This is a genomic window from Mesorhizobium sp. M0500 (assembly GCF_040321165.1).
Lineage (GTDB): Bacteria > Pseudomonadota > Alphaproteobacteria > Rhizobiales > Rhizobiaceae > Mesorhizobium.
Genome location: NZ_JAMYRB010000015.1, coordinates 22,328 through 44,039, shown reverse-complemented (window position 1 = coordinate 44,039; position 21,712 = coordinate 22,328). Strand labels below are relative to the sequence as shown.

The 21,712-nt window shown below is 61.8% G+C and carries 20 protein-coding genes and 1 pseudogene; 10 read left to right on the top strand and 11 right to left on the bottom strand.

Translation table 11 applies throughout. The features are described from left to right. Positions 1 to 20: 20 nt before the first annotated feature. The 3 genes from NKI70_RS23215 to NKI70_RS23205 form a co-directional block, all read right to left on the bottom strand. Positions 21 to 1,598, bottom strand: coding sequence for an ArnT family glycosyltransferase (locus tag NKI70_RS23215; protein ID WP_352700438.1), 1,578 nt, complete (start codon positions 1,596 to 1,598; stop codon positions 21 to 23). Positions 1,599 to 1,686: 88 nt separating this feature from the next. Further along, positions 1,687 to 4,284, bottom strand: coding sequence for a GcvT family protein (locus NKI70_RS23210; protein ID WP_023676494.1), 2,598 nt, complete (start codon positions 4,282 to 4,284; stop codon positions 1,687 to 1,689). A 132-nt stretch (positions 4,285 to 4,416) separates the two neighbouring features. After that, positions 4,417 to 5,994: a trimethylamine methyltransferase family protein gene (locus NKI70_RS23205; RefSeq protein ID WP_023676493.1), complete on the bottom strand. Its 1,578-nt coding sequence runs from the start codon at positions 5,992 to 5,994 to the stop codon at positions 4,417 to 4,419. A 208-nt stretch (positions 5,995 to 6,202) separates the two neighbouring features. On the opposite strand from NKI70_RS23205, the gene NKI70_RS23200 reads away from it, so the two are divergent. From NKI70_RS23200 to NKI70_RS23170, 7 genes and pseudogenes are all read left to right on the top strand, one after another. After that, the gene (locus tag NKI70_RS23200) at positions 6,203 to 7,363 is read left to right on the top strand and encodes an MFS transporter (RefSeq protein ID WP_023676492.1); all 1,161 of its coding nucleotides are present in this window, start codon (positions 6,203 to 6,205) and stop codon (positions 7,361 to 7,363) included. 95 nt (positions 7,364 to 7,458) lie between these two features. Next, positions 7,459 to 9,528, top strand: a complete 2,070-nt coding sequence (locus tag NKI70_RS23195; RefSeq protein ID WP_352587681.1) for a prolyl oligopeptidase family serine peptidase — start codon at positions 7,459 to 7,461, stop codon at positions 9,526 to 9,528. A gap of 240 nt (positions 9,529 to 9,768) precedes the next feature. Next, entirely contained in the window at positions 9,769 to 11,148 is a 1,380-nt protein-coding gene (locus tag NKI70_RS23190) for an aspartate aminotransferase family protein (RefSeq protein WP_023676490.1), read from the top strand. 57 nt (positions 11,149 to 11,205) lie between these two features. Further along, a pseudogene (locus NKI70_RS23185) lies at positions 11,206 to 11,472 on the top strand (DUF6422 family protein); the annotation flags it as partial. A gap of 84 nt (positions 11,473 to 11,556) precedes the next feature. After that, positions 11,557 to 11,919 carry a hypothetical protein gene (locus NKI70_RS23180; protein ID WP_352644895.1) on the top strand — a complete coding sequence of 121 codons (363 nt, stop codon included), beginning with the start codon at positions 11,557 to 11,559 and terminating at the stop codon, positions 11,917 to 11,919. 48 nt (positions 11,920 to 11,967) lie between these two features. Continuing rightward, a complete protein-coding gene (locus NKI70_RS23175) occupies positions 11,968 to 12,792 on the top strand; it encodes a class I SAM-dependent methyltransferase (RefSeq protein WP_352587688.1) in 825 nt (274 codons plus the stop codon). Positions 12,793 to 12,804: 12 nt separating this feature from the next. Beyond that, positions 12,805 to 13,128 (top strand): hypothetical protein, encoded by a 324-nt coding sequence (locus tag NKI70_RS23170; protein ID WP_352644766.1) that lies wholly within the window; start codon positions 12,805 to 12,807, stop codon positions 13,126 to 13,128. 70 nt (positions 13,129 to 13,198) lie between these two features. Here the strand turns inward: NKI70_RS23170 and mmsB are convergent, their stop codons facing one another. After that, positions 13,199 to 14,083: a 3-hydroxyisobutyrate dehydrogenase gene (gene mmsB / locus NKI70_RS23165; protein ID WP_352624624.1), complete on the bottom strand. Its 885-nt coding sequence runs from the start codon at positions 14,081 to 14,083 to the stop codon at positions 13,199 to 13,201. 154 nt (positions 14,084 to 14,237) lie between these two features. Further along, positions 14,238 to 15,404, bottom strand: coding sequence for an isobutyryl-CoA dehydrogenase (locus NKI70_RS23160; protein ID WP_352700623.1), 1,167 nt, complete (start codon positions 15,402 to 15,404; stop codon positions 14,238 to 14,240). 152 nt (positions 15,405 to 15,556) lie between these two features. Here NKI70_RS23160 and NKI70_RS23155 point away from each other — a divergent pair, with 152 nt between their 5' ends. Together NKI70_RS23155 and NKI70_RS23150 are read left to right on the top strand one after the other, a co-directional pair. Further along, complete coding sequence (locus tag NKI70_RS23155; RefSeq protein ID WP_352700622.1) at positions 15,557 to 16,171, top strand: dimethylsulfonioproprionate lyase family protein; 615 nt, start codon at positions 15,557 to 15,559, stop codon at positions 16,169 to 16,171. Between the two features lies 1 nt (position 16,172). After that, a complete protein-coding gene (locus tag NKI70_RS23150; protein ID WP_352700621.1) occupies positions 16,173 to 17,642 on the top strand; it encodes a cobyric acid synthase in 1,470 nt (489 codons plus the stop codon). Between the two features lie 52 nt (positions 17,643 to 17,694). Here the strand turns inward: NKI70_RS23150 and NKI70_RS23145 are convergent, their stop codons facing one another. The 3 genes from NKI70_RS23145 to NKI70_RS23135 form a co-directional block, all read right to left on the bottom strand. Next, positions 17,695 to 18,114 carry a VOC family protein gene (locus NKI70_RS23145; RefSeq protein WP_352724936.1) on the bottom strand — a complete coding sequence of 140 codons (420 nt, stop codon included), beginning with the start codon at positions 18,112 to 18,114 and terminating at the stop codon, positions 17,695 to 17,697. Positions 18,115 to 18,187: 73 nt separating this feature from the next. Continuing rightward, positions 18,188 to 19,015, bottom strand: coding sequence for a helix-turn-helix domain-containing protein (locus NKI70_RS23140; protein WP_352724935.1), 828 nt, complete (start codon positions 19,013 to 19,015; stop codon positions 18,188 to 18,190). Between the two features lie 111 nt (positions 19,016 to 19,126). Next, on the bottom strand, positions 19,127 to 19,297 hold the full coding sequence (locus tag NKI70_RS23135; protein ID WP_352451984.1) for a hypothetical protein: 171 nt from the start codon (positions 19,295 to 19,297) through the stop codon (positions 19,127 to 19,129). 154 nt (positions 19,298 to 19,451) lie between these two features. Here NKI70_RS23135 and NKI70_RS23130 point away from each other — a divergent pair, with 154 nt between their 5' ends. Then, positions 19,452 to 19,883, top strand: coding sequence for a tellurite resistance TerB family protein (locus NKI70_RS23130; protein ID WP_352724934.1), 432 nt, complete (start codon positions 19,452 to 19,454; stop codon positions 19,881 to 19,883). A 176-nt stretch (positions 19,884 to 20,059) separates the two neighbouring features. On the opposite strand, the gene NKI70_RS23125 is transcribed toward NKI70_RS23130, so the two are convergent. From NKI70_RS23125 to NKI70_RS23115, 3 genes are all read right to left on the bottom strand, one after another. Next, a complete protein-coding gene (locus tag NKI70_RS23125) occupies positions 20,060 to 20,368 on the bottom strand; it encodes an immunity 53 family protein (RefSeq protein WP_352724933.1) in 309 nt (102 codons plus the stop codon). A gap of 761 nt (positions 20,369 to 21,129) precedes the next feature. Next, entirely contained in the window at positions 21,130 to 21,330 is a 201-nt protein-coding gene (locus NKI70_RS23120) for a DUF4926 domain-containing protein (protein ID WP_352700619.1), read from the bottom strand. Positions 21,331 to 21,469: 139 nt separating this feature from the next. After that, positions 21,470 to 21,661 (bottom strand): hypothetical protein, encoded by a 192-nt coding sequence (locus NKI70_RS23115; protein WP_023676475.1) that lies wholly within the window; start codon positions 21,659 to 21,661, stop codon positions 21,470 to 21,472. Positions 21,662 to 21,712 lie beyond the last annotated feature (51 nt).

The window sequence follows — 21,712 nt, the reverse complement described above, 5'->3', positions numbered from 1 at the left end:
TGCGGTGATGACGGGGCCGGTCAGTGGGGTTCCTGTCCACCCTCGGCTCCTCCGCTAACGCCTTCCTTAGGCGCCGTGGCTTCTCCCACCGCCATTCTCTTCAATCTTACATAGGCGCCGGCCCGGGCGGACTTGCCGGTGCCGCGCAACAGCGGAACCATCATTTGCCGTGGTTGGCCGTCCGGCTCATAGCCGGCCGCTTTGAGCTGCTCCAAAATGACCGGCCGCGGATCGTCGCGGTCAAGCCAGACGAGTACGGCCGGCTCCTGCATCAGCGTTTCGAAATTAGGCACTTCCTGGTCAAGTGCGACCAGTTTTTCGTCGACCAGCCGCAGGTTTCCGACCCATGCACCATCAGATATTGCGGTTTTGACCGATCCGTCCGCAGTCAGTTGGCGATAGAGGGCGGGGTAATCCACGCGGATCATCCGCGAGAGGCCACTGGTCCCGTTTATCTGGACGTACCAGGTGGCGGGCGCGAGCAGCACGGCGATGATCGCTCCAGCCGCGATCACCAGCAGCTGCGCATTCCTGCCGCGCGGCGCCAGCCGTTCCATAGTGGCGACGATGGCCAGCGGCAACATGAACAGGACCGGTAGCAGCCAGCGGTCCTTGACCACCGTCACGCCGGTGGCCAGTACAAGTATTGCAAGCATGGCCAAGCCGAGCGCCAAGGTACGCCGCAACAGAATTTCCCGAGCCGGACCTTTCGGGTGCCACTCGGAGAAACGAAACCCGGCCAGCCCGAAAGCCAGCGCGGAAACTAGCACCGGCAAGACCGCGAAATTGAAGGTTCCCATGATAAACTTGCCGGCACCGACAAAGGCCGCCGCCATGCGCCCCCGTTGCGCGTCTATTCCGAACTTCTCGCCTCTCGACAATAAATCGGCGGGATGCATGAGGCTCCAATAGGTGGTTGGCGCCAGCACCAATATCGCGACCGCTATGCTGATGGCGAACTTCGGATCGAGAATCGCACTGCGCCATTCGCGCAGCGACAGCGCGGCCGCAACAAGGGCCACCACGAGGAAGACATCATTATATTTGGCAAGAATTGCCGCCGCGGTGGCCAGGCCAAACGCCGCATAGGCGATCATGCTTCGCCGCTCGAGAAGATAGGCCATGGCCAGCAGGAGCAGCGAGCAGAAGCCGACGACGGCGACGGAATGCGACAAGGCGCGCTGCGATTCCCAGACGATCTGCGGGATCGTAAACAGGCCGAACATGGCCGCCGCCGCTGTCGCCTTGGTGTAGCCGAACCGCCGCATGGCGGCGAACACGCTGCAGGCGGCAAGGAACAGCACGGAGTATTTGACGAGCTTCAGCGTGAAGATACTGGTGCCGAAAACATGCGCGGCCAGCCAGTTGATCCAGGTGTAGAGAGGTGGTTGCGAGCCGCCATATCCAGCCCAGAGATGCGGAACATAGATCAGTTGCTCCGCATCATCGATGCCGACGCCGGTTCCCGCCCAAGAGCTCAACAGGGACAGTATGATGGTCTGCAAGGCAAAATAAGCCGCGACCATGACGATCGCCGCCGGGAAGGGGCCGATCCGTCCCTCGGCCAGCCACTCGGCCCATCTCAGATTGTACTTCAATGAAATCTCATCGCCCTTGCCAGCAGAGTGTTGCCGGCTGCGCTAGCATGAAGAGTATGCTCCGCACAATGCGACCGGCTGGCTGCGCCTACGTCCTCATCTTTTCGCCGCTCGGGTCGAAGGGCGGCTCGACATTGATGCGTGCGGGACGCCGGTGCCCGAGGATTTCGATCTCGAACAGCCCGGCGCTCTCGTTCTCGGCAAGCGCTGCCGGTACATAGCCTTGCGCCATCGACTTCTCGACATAATGCGCATAGCCGCCGGAGGTGACCCAGCCGACCACGCGCCAGTCGCCGTCGACAATGCCGCGCACGGCAGACGCGCCTTCGGCGGCGTTCGAGCCGCGCACTTCCTTGCCGCCCGCGTCGAAGCGCGGCGCGCCATAGCCATGCGGCTTTTCCACGGTGCCGTAATCCTTGCCGCCGACCTTGGCCCAGATCGGCTCGTCGCCCATGACGTCTGCATCCGCGGCATCGACGATGAAGGAGACACGGCGCAGTTTCGGCCCTTCTGCCTGTTCCTTGGCCGCTGCTTCCCGGCCGATGAAGTCGTTCTTCTCTAGCTTGATGAAGCGGTCCATCGAGCCTTCGAACGGTCCGTAGATCGGACGTAACTCGCGGAACCAGGTCGGGAAGTTCTTCTCAAGGCGCATCGAGAGCAAAGCCCGCATGCCGAAATCGACAAGGCCAAACTCTTCGCCAGCCTCCTTGATTGCCTTGTAGACCAGGCGCTGGTAGGCAGGCGCCATCCAGATCTCATAGCCGAGGTCGCCGGTGTAGGTGATCCGGTTGACCATGCAGGGCGCTCCGCCGACCGCCATCTCGCGGAAATCCATGAAGCGGAAGGCCTTGGTCGAGATGTCGACATCGACCAGTTTCTGCAGCAGGTCGCGGGATTTCGGCCCGGCGATCGACAACCCGACCAGCGTCTGGTCGAAGCGGTGGATGCGCACCTCTGACGCCCTTGGACCGTCCTTCGGCAGATGCTTCTCGAACCAGCGCATGTGGTATTTTTGCGCTGCCGAAGAACCCCATATCATGAAGCGGTCTTCCCCACCCCTTGGGCCCGCCTTGGCAATGGTGAAGTCCCCGATCAGCCGGCCGAACTCGTTCAGCATGGGCGTCAGCACGATGCGGCCGGTCTTCGGCATGCGATTGGTCATCAGACGGTTGAGGAAGTCCTCGGCCCCTGGCCCGGAGACTTCGTATTTGGCGAAGTTGGCGATCTCGGTGACGCCGACCCTCTCGCGGGTGGCGCGCACTTCCTCGCCGATCGGGCGGAAATCATTGGAGCGGTGGAAGGACACGACGTCCTTCGGCTCCGAGCCTTTCGGCGCGAACCAGAGCGGGGTTTCGAGACCCCAGCTGTCGCCCATGACGGCGTTGTTGGCGAGCATGGTGTCGTAAAGCGGGGTCGTCTGCGCTGGTCTTGCCGCCGGTAATTCCTCGTTGGGAAAGCGGATGGAGAAGCGGCGCGAATAATTTTCGCGGACCTTTGCGTTGGTATAGCGCAGCGTTGCCCATTCGCCGAAGCGCGCAACGTCCATGCCCCAGACGTCGAAGCCGGGGTCGCCATGGACCATCCAGTTCGACAGCGCCAGGCCGACGCCGCCGCCCTGGCTGAAGCCGGCCATGACGGCGCAGGCGCACCAGAAATTGGTCAGGCCCTGCACCGGGCCGACCAGCGGGTTGCCGTCCAGCGCGAAGGTGAAGGGGCCGTTGATGATCTGCTTGATGCCGGCCTTCTCGATGCCGGGGAAATGCTTGAAGCCGATCTCGAGCGACGGCGCGATGCGGTCGATGTCTGGCTGCAGCAGCTCGTGGCCGAAATCCCAGGGCGTGCTGACCGGCGACCACGGCTTGCAGGCCTTTTCATAGGTGCCGAGCAGGATGCCGTTGCGCTCCTGGCGGGTATAGATCTCGCCCTTGAAATCGAGCACGCCAATCATCTCGCGGCCGGTCGACTTGTTGAATTCCTCGACCTCCGGCATCGGCTCGGTCAGGAGATACATGTGCTCCATGGCCAGCACCGGCAGTTCGACGCCGACCATGCGACCGATCTCGCGCGCCCACAGGCCGCCGCAGTTAACCACATGCTCGGCTTTGACTGTGCCTTGCTCAGTGACGACGTTCCAGGTGCCGTCGACCTCCTGCGTCAGTTCCACGACGCGGTTGCGCAGTACGATCTCGGCGCCTAGCTTCCTGGCGGCCTTGGCATAGGCATGGGTGGTGCCGGAAGGGTCGAGATGACCCTCGACTGGATCCCACATGGCGCCGACGAAATTCGTCTCGTCCATCAGCGGGAACATCGCCTTGGCTTCGGACGGCGTGATCAGTTCGGTGTCCATGCCGAGATAGCGGCCCTTGGCGTGGGCGAGCCGCAAGAAGTCCATGCGCTCGGGCGTGTCAGCCATCATCACGCCGCCGGTCAGGTGCAGCGAGCAGGATTGGCCGGAAATCTCCTCGATCTCCTTGTAAAGCTGCACCGTGTAGGCCTGCAGCTTGGCGACGTTGGGATCGCCGTTCAGCGTATGGAAGCCGCCCGCCGCATGCCAGGACGAGCCGGAAGTGAGCTCCGAACGCTCGATCAGCATGATGTCGTTCCAGCCAGCCTTGGCCAGATGATAGAGCACCGAGCAGCCAACGACCCCGCCGCCGATGACAACCGCTTTTGCATGAGATTTCATGAAGATAATTCCGTTTTTGAAGAGATTGAATCGAGTGAGCGGGGCGCGAAAACAAAGCGGAGATCGGATACAGCGATGTTTCCGGCCAGCCTGCCATCAAGACGGAGTGGGGGTCGACTACTCATCAGATGATCAGAAATCGGTCGGCGCGCCGCCTTCGGCCCGGCGCTTGTCGACGAAAGCGTTGAGCTCCTCCCTGATTGCCGGATCCATGTAAGGCTCTTCATAGGAGGCCAGCCGTTCCTTCCAGACGCGATTGGCCTTTTCGAGCGCCGTCGGCGACCCGGCCTCCGCCCAACTCTCGAAATTGCGCCAGTCCGAGATAATAGGCGCATAGAACGCGGTCTTGTAGCGGTCCTGCGTGTGCTGGGTGCCGAAGAAATGGCCGCCGGGGCCGACGGACTGTATGGCGTCGAAACCGAGTGCTTCCTCGGAAAGATCGAGCGGCGTCAGGAACTCGGCGACCATCTGCAACAGGTCTATGTCGAGGATGGTCTTCTCGTAGGAGCAGCGCAGGCCGCCTTCCAGCCAGCCGGCCGCATGCATCATCAGATTGCCGCCGCCCTGGATGGCGCCCCACAGTGAGAACACGCTTTCATAGGCGGCCTGCGCATCGACCGTGTTGGCGGCGCAGGTGTTGGAGGTGCGGTAGGGGATGTTGTAGCGGCGGGCGAGCTGCCCGCCGACCAGCTGCGCCTTCATATATTCCGGCGTGCCGAAGGCCGGCGCGCCGGACTTCATATCGACGTTCGAGGTGAAGCCGCCGTAGCCGACAGGCGCGCCCTTGCGCACCATCTGCGCAAAGGCGATGCCGGACAGCGCCTCGGCATTCTGCTGCACCAGCGCGCCGGCAATCGTCACCGGCGCCATGGCGCCGGACAGGGTGAACGGCGTCACGATGACCACCTGGCCCTTGCTCGACATCTGGATGATGCCTTCCATCATCGGCACGTCGAGCTTGAGCGGCGAATTGGTGTTGATGATGGTGAATACCGACGGCTCTGCAAGCAACTGCTCATGGCTGATGCCACGTGCGATCCTGGTGATCTCGATGCCGTCGACGTTGCGCTCCTTGCCGAGCGAATAGATGTGGAACATCTTGTCGGTCAGCGTGGCGAGGTCACGGATGCATTCAAGGTGGCGGACGGACGGATGGATGTCGATCGGCTCGACCGGATAGCCGCCCGTGCAGTTCAATATGTTGTGCATCTGCGCAAGCTTGAGGAAGTTGCGGTAGTCCTGCTGGTTGCCCGGCCGGCGGCCGCGGTCGACGTCGGAGCAATTGGGCGCCGACGCCATCATCGAGATGATCAGATTATCGCCGCCGAAGCGCACGTTGTGCGCCGGGTTGCGGGCGTGGATGGTGAATTCCGGCGGGCAGTGCGCAACCAGTTCCAGGATCATGTCACTGTCGAAGCGCACCCGCTCGCTGCCTTCGCGGACATCGGCGCCATGCGCCTTCATGATGCGCCGGGCTTCGTCATGCAGCACGTCGACGCCGATTTCCCGCAGCACGCGCAGAGAGGCGAGGTGGATAGATTCCAGCTCGTCGTCGGAAACCAGCCGGGTCGGCGCCAGCGGGTTCTTCAACTGCCGAAACGGCGGCTGCTCGAACGCCGCCGATCCGCCGGCACGCTTTCCCGCGCGGCCGCCGCGACGGGCGCGGTCGTTTGCCAATGCAGGTTCGGCGGGCTGAAGGGCGGCGGTCATGATAGTCCTCGTACGCTGCGGCAATGCGGCGGCATAATGGACTGCCGGCCGGCCAGCCATTGCGGAGGCGGCGACCACTAGGACGAGGGAAGCGACATGCCTGAAGGGCAGCCGGAGGGATCGTCAGGCTCTTATCTCTTCCGGCTGGCGCAAGCGGTTTTCGTTGCCGGTGCTTACCGCGATGAAAGCGAAACGCTAGTCCTGCATCATGGACCGGGCGAAACAGGACAGCGGCGAGACAGTGCAATGGGCGGCGATCACCGGCGTGATCGCCACCGTCTCGGTGTTCGCCATCGCGCAAGGGCTGAGCTATCCGCTGTTGAGCTTCATCCTGCAGCGCCAGGGCGTTTCGCCGGCCATGATCGGCCTGTCGGCGGCAATGACGCCGATCGGCTTCATCGTCTCGTCGCCGCTGGTTCCGGCGCTGGCGCGGCGTTTCGGGGCAGGGCGCACCGCGCTTACTTGCGCGGCACTTTCCGCGCTGGTGCTGGCGCTGATCGGCTGGACGCAAAATGTCTATCTGTGGTTTCCTCTGCGCTTTTTGATCGGCGCCGTCACCAACCCGCTCTACGTGCTGAGCGAAGTCTGGGTGATCGCACTGGCGCCGCCGACACGCCGCGGCCGCGTCATGGGCATCTATTCGACCATCATTTCGGCGGGCTTTGCGGCGGGGCCGCTGTGCCTGCTTGCGGTCGGCACCGAGGGATGGCCGCCGTTCCTCGTCGGCATCGCCGCATTTCTGTTTTGCGGCGCCTGCCTCGCCTCGGTGCTGGCACGGCTGCCCAAGGTCGACGAGAGCGGGCACCGCGTTTCGGTGCTGGGGTTCGTGCCGCAGGCGTGGCTGCTGTTATCGGCAGTGATCGTGGCCGCCGGTTTCGAACAGGCGGTGCTCGCCTTGCTGCCGGTCTACGGAACACATTATGGCATCGCCGAAGCGCGCATGTCGGCGCTGCTGTCGGTGATGATCGCCGGCAACATCGCTATGCAGGTGCCGCTCGGCCTGCTGGCGGAACGACTGACGGCGCGGCTGGTGCGGTTCATCTGTGTTTCGATGACGGTGCTGGGATGCGTTCTGTTGCCGGTTCTCATCGAGACGCCGCTGATCTGGCCGTGCGTCTTCATCTGGGGCGCGGTTTCCTACGGCATTTACACGATGTCGATCATTGAACTCGGCGAGCGGTTCACCGGCTCGGCACTGGTCGCCGGCAACGCCGCCTTCTCGCTAATGTGGGGCGTCGGCGGCATCGCCGTGCCGCCGCTGGCGGGCAGCGCCATGGATGTTGTTGGCGCCGGCGGCCTGCCAATGACGCTCGGTGCCATTTGCCTGGCGCTGGCAGTTGTAACGGTCATTCGAAGACGGATGGTGTGAATGCCAGAAAGCCGCCGTTTCTGACGAATGGCTTGAATGTAAGCGGCCCCATGTCGATCTTGGCTATGTCGCCACCCGACTCAACCGGAGACCTCATGACCAAATCGAATACCAAGGGCCAGCCGGGTTCGGCGGCCGAAGACCCGTTTCTCTGGCTTGAGGACAGGAGGGGCAAGCAGGCGCTCGACTGGGTGCATCACCAAAATGCAGTTACGGTCGGGGAGCTGCAGGGTGATCCGTCCTATCAGACGTCGTTCGAGACGGCGCTCGACCTGATGACAGCCGAGGATAACATCGCCGTCGGGGCCGCTATCAACGGCTATGTCTATAATTTCTGGCAGGACCGGACGAACGTACTCGGCCTCTGGCGGCGCACCACCGTCGCCTCCTACAAGACCGACAAGCCGGAATGGCAGACGATCATCGACTTCGACAGTCTGGCGGCGAAAGAGGGGGTGAAATGGGTGTTCAGCGGCGCCAGCCGGCTCTACCCCGACTTCAGCCGCTGCCTGCTCAACCTGTCGCCGGATGGCGGCGATGCCAGCGAGATGCGCGAATTCGATATCGAAAGCAGATCGTTCGTCGATGGCGGCTTTCGCGCTCCTGCCTCGAAATCGAGCTTTAGCTGGCTGGACGAGGACACGGTTATCGTTTCCGCCGCCTTCGAGGAGGACGACAAGACCCAGTCCGGTTATCCGCGCGTGGTCAAGCTTTGGCGGCGCGGCACGCCACTGGAAGCGGCGATGCCGATCTTCGAGGCGCTGAAGCAGGATCTTGCCGCCGGCGGGTCCGTCGAATTCGACGGCGACAAGCGTCATGTCTTCCTCGCCCGGACCATCGACTTCTTCGCCTCGCACAGCTTCCTGCGGCTGCCTTCCGGCGGAAACAGGCGCATCCCGTTGCCGGACGACGTCACCGATACGGCGCTGTTCAAAGGCCAGCTCGTCTTTGGCGTGCGTACCCCGTGGACTGCGCCGGACGGCACGCTGTGTAAGCCCGACGGACTCTATTCACTCGATTTCGAGCGCTGGATCGAAACCGGGCTATTCGGATCCCTCGATACCGTGCTCGAGCCGGCGCACCGCGTCTCGATCGCCGGCATTGCCCGCACGCAGGACCGGCTGTTCATCAATTTGATGGACAATGTGCGCGGCAAGGTCGTCGCCGGCAAGCGCAGCGACAGCGGCTGGGAGTTCAAGCCCGTGGCGTTGCCCGAAAACGGCAATGTCGGCATCAGCCATGCCGAGCATTTCGGTTCCAGCGTCTCCTTCTCCTTCACCGATTTCCTGACGCCGAGCTCGATCATCTGGTCGGACGACAACGCCGCGGGGCTGGCAACGGTGAAGTCGCAGCCGGCGCGTTTCGACGCGTCGTCCCTGCTCTCCGAACAGTTCGAGGCGCGCTCGAAGGATGGCACGATGATCCCGTACTTCGTCGTCAGGAGGCGCGACTTGCATGGACCCGTGCCGACATTGCTTTACGGCTATGGCGGCTTCGAAGTGCCGCTGCTGCCCGGCTATGCCGGCGTACGCGGCAGGCTGTGGCTGGAGAAGGGCAATGCCTATGTGCAGGCCAACATCCGCGGCGGCGGCGAGTTCGGCCCGAACTGGCACCAGGCGGCGCTCAAGGCCAATCGCCAGAATGCCTTCGACGATTTCGCTGCCGTCGCGCAAGATCTGGTCAAACGCGGCATCGCTACGCCCGCCACACTGGGCATCCAGGGCGGATCGAATGGTGGCTTGCTGACCGGCGTCTCGCTGACCCAGCACCCGGAATTGTTCGGTGCAGTGATCATCGACGTGCCGCTGCTCGATATGCTGCGCTACACCGAGCTGCCGCCCGGCGCGTCATGGATGGCCGAGTATGGCGATCCGGCGAAGCCGGAAGAGGCAGCCTGGCTCGCCGCCTATTCGCCCTATCAGCATGTAGACACGGATGCAGCCTATCCGCCGGTGTTGCTGACGACCTCGACCGCCGACGATCGCGTCCATCCCGGGCATGCCCGCAAGATGGCGGCACGGCTGCAGGCGGCCGGCCACGGCAAGACGCTGTTCTTCGAGGAGACCGAGGGCGGCCATGGCGGACGCGGCGACCGGCGGCCGCAGGCCGCACAGGCGGCGATGAAGTACGTCTTCCTGCAGCGGGCCCTGACTGGCACCAATTGACCGGCGTCGCTTGACCGGCACGGCTTGAACTGAGGGCTCGAGGCAGCCTAAGGTGCATGCATGGCTCGGCTGGCGAAATCGGGTTGCGCATTTGGGGTGGCGGTGACGCCGTCGTCGCGCACGCTACGCGCCGAGCTGTTGCGGCTCTGCGCTCGCATCGGCTATTCGCCGCCCGCTGTCCTCTGACGAATCCGCCCCGGCGCGAAAGCTGCCGGATTGGTTCAAGAGGAAAGACCAGACATGACCTACCAGAATTATTCGCTGAAGCAGCTTCAGCAGATCGATGCCGCGCATCACCTTCATCCGTTCACCGACCACAAAGAGATGCGCGAGACCGGCTCGCGCATCATCACCCACGCCAACGGGCCGTTCATCTATGATGCCGAAGGGACGGAAATCCTCGACGGCATGGCTGGGCTGTGGTGCGTCAATGTCGGCTATGGCCGCGACGAGCTGGCCGACGCCGCCTACGCCCAGATGAAGGAATTGCCCTACTACAACTCTTTCTTCAAATGCTCGACGCCGACGCCGGTTCTGCTGTCGAAAAAGCTGGCGGAGATCGCGCCAAGGCACATCAACCAGGTGTTCTACGGCTCGTCCGGTTCGGAGGCCAACGACACGGCGCTGCGCCTGGTCCGTCACTATTGGGTGCTGGAAGGCAGGCCCGAGAAGAACCGCATCATCTCACGCAAGATGGGCTACCACGGCTCGACCATCGCCGGCGCCTCGCTCGGCGGCATGGATTTGATGCACAAGCAGCTCGGCGGCGCCGTGCCCAACATCGTCCATGTGATGATGCCCTATGCCTATGAGCTCGCACTGCCCGGCGAAAGCGACCATGATTTCGGCCTGCGCGCGGCAAAAGCGGTCGAGGACGCGATCCTCGAAGCCGGCGCCGACAAGGTGGCCGCCTTCATCGGCGAGCCGGTGATGGGGGCAGGCGGGGTGAAGATCCCGCCGATGAGCTATTGGCCGGAGGTGCAGCGCATCTGCCGCAAATACGATGTCCTGCTGATGCTGGACGAGGTCATCACCGGATATGGCCGCACAGGCGAGTGGTTCGCCGCACAAGCCTTCGATGTCGAGCCCGACACCATCACCACGGCCAAGGCGCTGACCTCTGGCTATCAGCCGCTGTCGGCGCTGCTGGTCGGCGACCGCATCGCGGCGACGCTGGTCGAAAAGGGCGGCGAATTCTATCACGGCTACACCTATGCCGGGCATCCGGTGGCCTGCGCGGTGGCGCTGAAGAACCTCGAGATCATCGAGCGCGAAGGCCTGGTCGAGCGCGTGAGGAACGACACCGGGCCTTACTTCGCCAGGGCCCTGCAGGAACGTCTCGGTGGGCACGATCTGGTCGGCGAGGTGCGCTCGTTCGGGCTGATGGGGGCGATCGAGATCGTCAAGGACAAGGTGACCAAGGAGCGCTTCCTGCCGGCCGGCAGCGCGGCGGTGATGGTTCGCGACCACGCGATTGTCCAGGGCATGATGCTGCGCGCTACCGGCGACACGATGATCCTGTCGCCGCCGCTGATCTGGACGCGCGAGACGATCGACATGGCCTGCGACCGCATCGCCACGGCGCTCGACCTGGCGCAAGCAGATTTGCGCAAGCGGTAAGATGGAACGTTTGCCGGGCGCCCGGTAATCGGGCGCCCGGAGATTGAATGCCGCTTCATGCGAAGAGTTCGCCAGACGAGGATCTTTAAATATCTGTCTCGGGAAGGTCTCACGCGCGAACAATCGGAAGCCCTGGAAAAGGCCGCGTTCTTGATCATTAGCGCGCGGAAAGAAGCCGCGGCGCTACTGGCGCGGGCGGGAGTAACTTTACCTGATGATGGGTTTGGGTTCGGGAACCCTTGCAACGCGCACATAGAGGCGCACGGCAACTGCCCGTGCAACGATTACACGGGCGATGGTGGGCCATGTTTGACGCAGACTACCCTCGATACGGCCTCCCCCCGTCCCGGAGTTGCGGCCATCCACCATCAAAACATCTCTCCACGTAAGGCGTATTGGAGACAGTTGATGCGCACCATTTCTTTGATCCTAGCCTTGGTTATGCAATCGGTCATCACTGTATGTCTTGCGCAGCACGCCAAAACACCTTTCAAAAGGCCGGTTCCAGAAGAGCACAAGGGCTTCGTGGCAGAAATTGAGAGTGTTTTCAGGAAATATCCAAAGGCAATCGCTCGCTACAAACTCGTGGATATCGGCCTCGTAAATATTGGCGAGATGCCGCGCGTGGAGTGCACAGTGGAATGTGTGTTTGATTCTACTTGGGGCGGATGGTGTAAGACCGTTGTGATACGGAACGAGAAGAATAGCACCCTGCCGGTTTCCATTGCCCGGTTGCTAGTCGACAGACACGCGCTTTATGATGGCTGCTGAAGCGCCGATCGGGCCCGTTGCCCGAGATCGTTGTGCGGGAGGGACACTATGGCCAAACAGGAGCAGTGGCAGCTGGAAGGCAGCGCCGCGGACCTCTACGAGCGCTACCTAGTCCCGGCAATCACAGCCCTGTGGGCTGCGGACCTGATGGATCGTGCTGCGCCTCAATCTGGTGAGCGGATTCTGGACGTAGCTTGCGGCACCGGCGTGGTGGCACGCTCGGCTGCCGAGCGTATGGGAAGTGGGCAGGTCGTCGGCCTCGACATCAATACGGGCATGCTCGCCGTTGCTCGGTCGCTCCCGAGAGGCGCTGGAGCGCGTATCGACTGGCACGAGGGAAGCGCGCTCGAAATGCCGTTCCCTGACTCCGCCTTCGATCTGGTTCTTTGCCAGCTCGGACTGCAGTTTTTTCCGGATCGATCTAGTGCGCTCCGTGAGATGTTCCGGGTTCTGGTGCCTGACGGCCGACTGGCTTTAAACGTTTTCAGCGCTATTGAGCACACTCCTGCGGCGAAGGCGCTGGCGGATGCCTTGGATCGACACCTCGGTCCAGGCGCTTCGGCAACGAAAAGGTCTGAGCATTCACTCGCTGATGCGGACGAGCTTTACCGATTGGTGGCCGAGGCGGGATTTCGTCAGGTGACCATCCACACGACGACACAGAACATCCGATTTCCCTCGTCGAGGGAATATGTGCGACTACAATTGGCGGCGACTCCGCAGGCCGGGCTGGTCAGCGGAATGGATGCCGGACATCGGGAAGCAGTCATCGCAGCGATCACCGGTGATCTAAATTTTTCGCTGGCAATCTATTCAACTGAAGGGGAGCTGATGTTCCCCCAAGAGGCCCACGTCGTGCTCGCACGCAAGTAGCGTAGCTGACCGATGAGCCATGGCACCGACGCGCTGGGGGGGTTGGGGCGCGACCACCTGTGGGTCGACGTAGCTCAGGACAGCAGCCACGACGCCGACGATCATCTGGAGACGCGCCAGGGCGATCGCCTCATTGTCCTTGAAGAATGCGAAACGCAAAAACCGCGCTCCATCGGAACGCGGCTTTGCCAGATACGCATGGCGCTTCGCCAACAATACACTTGCGAAACTAACGGCGAAACTTACGGGCTCCGGTACGCGAGACCTGATCCGGAGCGCCGGGCGGATGTCCGCCTCGCAATCCGTTTTAAACGCATATCGTTACTGCAGGGTTAGCAAGAGCTTAAGCAAATCTAAATTTGCCGGCTTTCCGCTTTGGGCAGATCGAAACCTGTGAACTTGGAGCTTACGCCGGGTTACCACGGAGGAAATTAATGATGCCGGAAAAATCCGCGCCGGCATTCCCTTGTGCGTTGAACAGCGCATAGAGCTGGGCTGCCTCGGCGCCGAGCGGCGTTGCCGCACCGACGCTCTGTGCGGCCTCCTGCGACAGTTTGAGGTCCTTCAGCATCAGTGCCGCCGCGAAGCCAGGCTTATAGCCATTGTTGGCGGGCGATGTCGGCACCGGGCCGGGCACCGGGCAGTAGGTGGTCAGCGACCAGCACTGGCCGGACGAGGTCGAGGCGACGTCGAACAGCGCCTGGTGCGACAGGCCGAGCTTTTCCGCCAGCACGAAGGCCTCGGCAACGCCGATCATCGAAATGCCCAAAATCATATTGTTGCAGATCTTCGCCGCCTGTCCTGCGCCGTCGTCGCCGCAATGAACGATGCGGCCGGCCATCGGCTTGAGGATTGGTTCGGCCTTGGCGAAGGCCTCCTTCGAACCGCCGGCCATGAAGGTCAGCGTGCCGGCCGCCGCACCGCCCGTGCCGCCGGAGACCGGCGCGTCGATCGTCAGCAATCCGTGCTTGGCGGCGATGGCATGGGCCTTTCGGGCCGACTCGACATCGATGGTCGAGGAATCGATGAACAGCGCACCTTTTTTCGCCTTGGCCGCGATGTCTGCGTAAACCGACAGAACATGCTTGCCGGCCGGCAACATGGTGATGACCGCATCGGCATCCTTCACCGCCGCAACGGCATTGGCCATGACGACGACGCCGTGCTCCCTGGCAATGACGAGGTTCTCCGGCACCAGGTCGAAGCCGTGCACGGCATATCCGGCCTTGACCAGGTTGGCGGCCATCGGATTGCCCATATTGCCGAGGCCGATGAAGGCGATGGTGGTCATAATGGCGCTCCGTGAGTAGAATAGTGAATAGTGAATAGTGAATAGTCAGTAGTCAGTAGTCAGTAGTCAGTAGTCAGTAGGGATCATGTATTACTCATGGTCTATATGATAGACTCACCATTCACCATTCACCATTCACTATTCACTAAATTCTCTATCGTCCGATCAGCGCGCGAGCGATGATGACGCGCATGATCTCGTTGGTGCCTTCGAGGATCTGGTGGACACGCAGGTCCCGCACCAGCTTCTCGATGCCGTAGTCGTGCAGGTAACCATAGCCGCCATGCAGCTGCAGGGCGTCGTTGGCGACGTTGAAGCCGGTGTCGGTGACGAAGCGCTTGGCCATCGCCGACCATTTCGAGGCATCCGGCGCGTTGCGGTCGAGCTTCGAGGCGGCGGTGTAGAGGAAGACGCGCGCTGCCTGCAGTTCGGTCTCCATGTCGGCGAGCTTGAACTGCAGCGCCTGGAACTGGTTGATCTTCGAGCCGAAAGCCTTGCGTTCGGCGGTGTAGGCGAGTGCCTTGTCGAGCGCCGATTGCGCGCCGCCGAGCGAGCAGGCAGCGATGTTCAACCGGCCGCCGTCCAACCCGGCCATGGCGATGCCGAAACCGGCGCCCTCGACCGACAGCAGGTTTTCCGCCGGCACCTTGCAGTCCTCGAAGACGACCTGGCGGGTCGACTGCATGTGCCAGCCCATCTTGCGCTCGTTGGCGCCGAAGGAAAGGCCGGGCGCATCGTTCGGCACGACGAAGGTGGAAATGCCTTTCGGCCCGTCGGCGCCGGTGCGCGCCATGACGACATAGAGGTCGCTGTCGCCGGCACCGGAGATAAACTGCTTGGCGCCGTTCAGCACATAGTCGCCGCCGCTTTTGACCGCACGCGTCTTCAGCGCCGCGGCATCGGATCCCGAACCCGGCTCGGTCAGGCAGTAGCTGGCCAGCCATTCCATCGAGGTCAGCTTCGGCAGGAAGCGCCGACGTTGCTCGTCGCTGCCGAAGCGGTCGATCATCGATGCCGCCATGTTGTGGATCGAGATGAAGGCGGAAAACGCCGGATCGGCACGCGAAAGCGCCTCGAAGATCAGCACGGCGTCGAGCCGGCCGAGCCCCGAGCCGCCGACGTCGTCGCGGACATAGATGCCGCCAAGGCCGAGCGGACCTGTCTCGCGGATCACATCGGCGGGGAAATGCTTGTTGCGATCCCAGTCGAGTGCGTTCGGCGCCACACGGTCGGCGGCGAAGGCTTGCGCCATCTCCTGGATGGCGCGCTGGTCTTCGTTGAGTTCGAACTGGCTGGTGCCCGCATCGACAGCGGCGTCCATGGCGTGCTCCCTGATGTTTCCGGCCTGCTGGCCTGTCGTTTTTGGCTTTGCGCGCCGTCCAATCTAGACCAATGATGCCGCCGCGCAACCCGATCCGTCTAGATCCAACTATCTGCGCAGCCGCTGTGCGCGAATGCGCTTTGGAGCAAAGTGTGACGACAAATTTCGACGAACTGCTTGGATGCTTCCATGCCTATCTCCAGACGTTCGATAATGCGCTGGTGCGCGACGCCGTGGCCCGGATCGGCTGGGACATGCCGGGCCGGCCGCTCGAACCGCATGCACTGCCTTGTCTCCTTCAGCTCGACCGTATCGTCGAACTCGCTCCCGCTGCGGCCAAGCCGCTGGCGCGGCTGGTTGCGGAGCGTCGCGGCGATCTGCGCTGGGGGCAAACCTATGGCGAGGCGGATTTCGGCAAGGTTTTCATCGACAATTACGGCTGGCTGGAGGTGTTCGGTACACGCGGCCATTTCGTCAATGAAGAGGTTGCGGCCGGCCTGCTGATCCTTGGACCCGACATCGTCTACCCCGATCATCACCATGTCGCGGAGGAGATCTACATCCCGCTGACCGGCGGCACCGAATGGCGCATGGGCGATGGCGGTTTTCACCTTCGAGCGCCGGGCGAGGTGATCCATCATGCCTCTGACGTCAGCCACGCCATGCGCACCGGCAAGGAGCCGCTGCTGGCGCTCTATCTCTGGCGTGGTGGGCCGCTGGCGGCCAAGTCGACGATCACCGCAACCGTTGCGCAGGGCAGGGACTGACATGGCCAAAGCGATCATGCTGCAGGGCACGGGTTCGGATGTCGGCAAGACGGTGCTCGTTGCCGGCCTCTGCCGCGCGGCGAAGAAGCGCGGCTTGAAAGTGCGGCCGTTCAAGCCGCAGAACATGTCCAACAACGCGGCCGTCGCCGATATTCCGGGCGATTCAGGCGGCGGCGAGATCGGCCGCGCCCAATGGCTGCAGGCGATCGCCTGCGGCGTGGCGCCGACCGTCCACATGAATCCGGTGCTGCTCAAGCCGCAGACCGATGTCGGCGCTCAAGTCGTCGTGCAGGGCAAGGTGTTCGGCGAAGCGCGGGCGCGCGACTACCAGGCGCTGAAGGCCCGGCTGATGGATGCGGTGCTGGACTCTTGGGCAAAGGTCGGCGAGGGCGCCGATCTGGTCATCGTCGAGGGCGCCGGCTCGCCGGCCGAGATCAATCTCAGGAGCCGTGACATTGCCAATATGGGCTTTGCGACGCGCGCCGGCGTGCCGGTGATCCTGGTCGGCGATATCGATCGCGGCGGCGTCATCGCCTCGGTCGCGGGCACCCATCTGATCCTGCCGGACGACGACCGGCGCATGATCGTCGGCTATCTCATCAACAAGTTCCGCGGCGATGTCTCGCTGTTCGACGATGGCATCGAGGCGATCGAAAAATTCACCGGTTGGCGCTGTTTTGGCGTCGTGCCGTGGCTGAAGGCGGCGGCGCGGCTGCCGTCGGAAGATTCCGTCGTGCTCGAGCGACTGGCGTCCGGCGAGAAGCGCGCGCTGAAGATCGCCGTGCCGGTGCTCTCGCGCATCGCCAATTTCGACGATCTCGACCCGCTCAAGGCCGAACCGCAGGTCGAGGTGGTGTTCGTGCCGCCTGGCCAGCGCTTGCCGCAGGATGCAGGGCTGGTGGTCATTCCCGGCTCGAAGTCGACGATCGGCGATCTCCTGAAATTCCGTGAGAACGGCTGGGACCGCGACCTTGCCGCGCACAGGAAACGCGGTGGCCATATCGTCGGCATTTGCGGTGGCTTCCAGATGCTCGGCCGTAGCGTGCGCGATCCCGACGGCATCGAGGGCAGCGTTACCGACACACAAGGGCTTGGCCTGCTCAACGTCGAAACAGTGATGGAGCCGGAAAAGACGGTGCGCAATATCAGCGCGCGCTCGGTGCCGTTCGATCTGCCGCTCGAGGGCTACGAAATCCATCTCGGCCGCACCACCGGTCCCGACACGCTGCGGCCGTCCGCCGTTATCAACGGCGTCGATGACGGCGCCATCTCGGCCGACGGCAAGGTATCGGGCACCTATATGCACGGGCTGTTTTCCGCCGACGCCTTCCGGGCGAAATTCCTCGAAAGCCTCGGCGTCAAAGGCGGCGGCATCGACTACCGCGCCGAGGTCGAACGGGCACTGGACGAGATCGCAGCCGAACTGGAAACCCACCTCGACTGCGACGCGATTTTTGGGCTGGCGCGTTAGATACTTTGCTTGAGCATGATCTTGTCCGAAAACCGGTCTCCACTTTTCGGGATCATGCTTTCTCGCTGGCCTTCGGCCAGTAGGTGCCGAACGACCAGACGTTGCCTTCCGGATCGCGGCAGATGAATTCGCGGCTGCCATAGTCGCGGTCGGTGAGCTCTTCCAGAATCTCGGCGCCGGCGGTCTTTGCCCGCGCGTATGCCGCGTCTGCGTCAGCGACCGCAACGTAGATCGACTTGCCGCCACCCGAACCCGGCGCGCCGACCATCTTGCCATAGGCATCGTCGCGCGCCGTGCCGAGCATGATGATCGAAGAGCCGAATGCGAGTTCGGCGTGGTGCACCACGTCGCCTTCGCCATGGCGGGCGCGAACGCTGAAGCCGAAGGCCTCGCACAGCCAGTCGATCATGTTGCCGGCATTTCTGTAGCGCAGCGCCGGATAAAGCCGCGGTGGTTCGGTGGTGTTCGGCATGGCTGATCTCCTTCAACGGGTTGGTCGATCAACCCAGTCTGCGCGAAGGCCGGTTGCGCGTCTTGAAGAAATGTTACCTCGCGGCGACAGTGGTCGGCGTGACGCCTGCGAGGTCGCGGAACTCGCGCACCAGATGCGCCTGGTCGGCATAGCCGCAGCCGGCGGCGATGTCGGCCCAAGCGCTGTTCGCCTGTCTCGACAGGCCAAGCGCATGGTTGAAGCGGACGATGCGCGACAGCGTTTTTGGGCCGGTTCCGATCGCGTCCGAAAATTTTCCGGCAAGATGCTTGCGGCTCCAGCCAAGCTTTTCGGCCAGCGTCGAGATGCGGGTCCGGCCACGCGTCGAGACGATCGTCTCATAGGCCCAGACCATTTCGGCCTGAGTGCGGTCTGCGGTTGCCAATCGATCACCGACGAAGGCTTCGGCGATGGCAAAGTGTGAGCTCCAATCCGGCGCATTGCCGAGCCTTTCGCGAAGTGCAATGCCGTCAACGCCGAGCACGTCATCCAGGCCGACCATGCGGTCGGTCAGTTCGCTCATCGGCCGGCCGAAGAAGCGGCGAGCGCCGAGCGGGGTGAAATTGATCTGCACACAGCAGGTGCCGCCGCAGGATTCGATCACCACCGGCCCGGCGTAGAGGCCGGCGGCAAAACTGGCGAAGCGGTCATTGTCGCCCGGGTCATGGCCGAGCCCGATGGCAAAGGGTTCGGCAAAGCTGATGACCAGCGGCACGGTCAGCGAGGCATATTCGATGGCGCGGAAATGGCCTGGCATGGTTTCGCGAAAGCCGCACATGTCGGTGACGACGCCCTGAAGCCGATGGCTCGGCGCGCGCCGCACCATCTCGAACCGATCGAGGCCTGGGCTTTCGTGGCGGCTGCCGTCTTCGCTGTCGGGCATGCGCTTTCCTTCCGCCACGCGACTTTAACAGACCATCCGTCGGAATCAAAAGCGCCCGGCGTTTGGCCGGGCGCGCCGACTTGCCGGAGATTATGAATTGTCTGGACGTGTTTAGGCGCCGCGCATCAGGCAGCCGGCGGCCAGCACGATGTAAGCGATGACGACAATCCACACAGCAGCTAAAGGGATGAACGCAAGGACGCCAAGCGCGGCGAGAACGCCGATAATGGCGATAACAAGGGATATAATGAAAATAAGCTGGGTAGGCGCACTGAGATTCATGTTCGGTCCCTCCTCAACATGATTCGTACAGCGGCATAGTATCAGGCGCGCGGTCACACACCAATGAGCGCACGCAGCGGGGCTTTTCCACCATCGCACCCCGTTTGCGCAAATCCGATTCCGCGCTACCTTCCGAACGAATCGGAAGGGGCTGATGGCGATGGGATTGCTGGACCAGATACGCTCGATCTTCGACGGCGACCCCGGCGTGCGCAAGGTCGCGGACGATCCGGTGCTGTCGGCGGAGCTGCTCATGCTGTTCCGTATGATCCTCGCCGACGGGTCGGTCAGCGAAAGCGAAATGACCGCCTTCAGGCGTATCTGCCGGGACGCCTTCGGCATTCCCGAAACCAGCATCGACAGCGTCATCGAATATCTCAACGAATTCGGCTACGAGACCAACGGCTCGCAGGCCGTCGCGCAGTTCCGCGACCTCGACGTCGAACGGCGCAAGCTGCTCGCCCGCCACATGGCCGAAATCGCCAAGGCCGATTCGCAACTCGCCGGGAGCGAAATGCAGCTGTTGCACCGCACGCTCGACCTGCTCGACATCAGCCCGGCCGATGTGGTCAAGTCGCAAGACTGAGTCATCGGCTGACTGCTGACGTTCTGAGCGTCATTTTGTCTGTAATAGGCCATCCTCCAGCATAACCTGTCACTGAAATTGCCGTGTCTCACTTACGGGGTGCAGTCCAGCACTGTCATCGCAATTCCCGTTTTGTACATCTGGCGAAAAATTCTCTAAATATCTGATTGCTCTGCTTACCTTGGCGCACCCATCGCAAACTTCTTAAACTCTCCAATAATGCTCGATAAGTTCCTTGCCCCTCCGTGTCCCTTGAAGGTATCGTCCTTTACGGTTACATGAAACCAATCTATCTCGTCGTCATACTGAAAGCTTACGTCTGTAAAATTTCTTCCCTGGAGCTGCGTCCCGCGCAAATCTATTGAAACTTCCCATCCAGGATTGTCGATCGTATCAATTTTTACGCCGTATTGGTGTTCCCAATCGCCGTTGCACTGCCCTTGGTACCACTCCTCCAACCACTCGAGCATCGATAGGTCGACCACTAGCCACTCCTGTTAGTCGGTTGGAACAGAAGGAGGTTATCGCCTCCTTTGTGGGATTTGGCTTTGCAGGGTCTCCGACGCACCGTTTCGCTGCCTTCTTAGCCATTCTAATGTCCGCCATTGTCGCCGGTCGAACCCTGGATTGGCAGCTTGCGCTGCCAACGGATTGGCAAATTTGTATACCTTGCTGCTATTGGTAGTATCCTTTTTGAAAGATTAGCACTGTCTCGACGGGCGCCATGGAATCTTCTTTTGCCAACGGGGCATAAATACTAACCCCTAGGCTAAGAGCGATTGCCCCATCAATTTCTTCTTCGATTTCTTGGCCCAATGAAATAAGTGCACGTTTCGCGATTTCAAACCCTGTTCCTAGAAATCGAACCCCATTCAGAGAAGGAGCGGCAGGACTCGTGAACTCGACCGCGTTCAATTTTCCGGATTTACTATAGTAACAAAATACCCCAATATTTTCGAAATAGTCGCAAGGAAACGTATCCCTGATAGATCGTTTGAATGTTCGAAAATTTGTCCCAAGACGCCGTCTAATCTGATTCGGGGACATTCCAAACTCTATTTCCCCGGCGCCTGTGAAAGGTATGATCTTGAACTCAGTCATCAAAAACCGTGCCCTACGGCTTCGTGCTCTTGACGAGCCGCCGGCTAATGGGTGTCACCGTAATTCGTAATGCGACCGTAGTGCGTAATTCCGGATCATGTCGTAATTCGGAGAGGAGATATGGAAAAGAGTGCGCTGTAATTCCTTACACAGCAATCAGTACGAACTGGTTTGGAAGTAAGGCTAATTGAGCGATGGTCTTCCCATTTTCGCTACTGAATTCAATCTCGTATGCCTCCTCGGGATAAGAATGCTCTTCAACAACGACTCCTAACGCTCCGGCCTGAAGGGATTCTCCCGGCATATCACAAATCAATCTCACAACGTCGTTGATCTTTGGTTTCATAGCGGGACTCTACTTCACGAATAGTGTCATCAGCGACGGGACGTTTGAACCGGGGGCTAAAAATCCACCCGGTGCGAACCTCAACGGTGCCGGCCGGACCTGTAACAGTTACGTCCACCGTATATCGAGCTCCGTATTATCAACAACCCGTCTGGCCGGAGGCATCGCGCACGCTGGTCGTGGTGTGGGTCAGCGTGCCCAGCGTGACGTCCCGGCGGGCGAGCTTGCCAAAGCCGTCATACTTGTTGCCTTGCGTTGCCCCAGGGTTGGTGGAGGTGAGCTGGCCGATGTTGTAGAAGCCGGACGCCGCTATGCGGGCAAGGCGGGCCATGTGGTCAATCTACGTGCAATGATAGCCGGGCGAACGCGATAAAAGTGCACC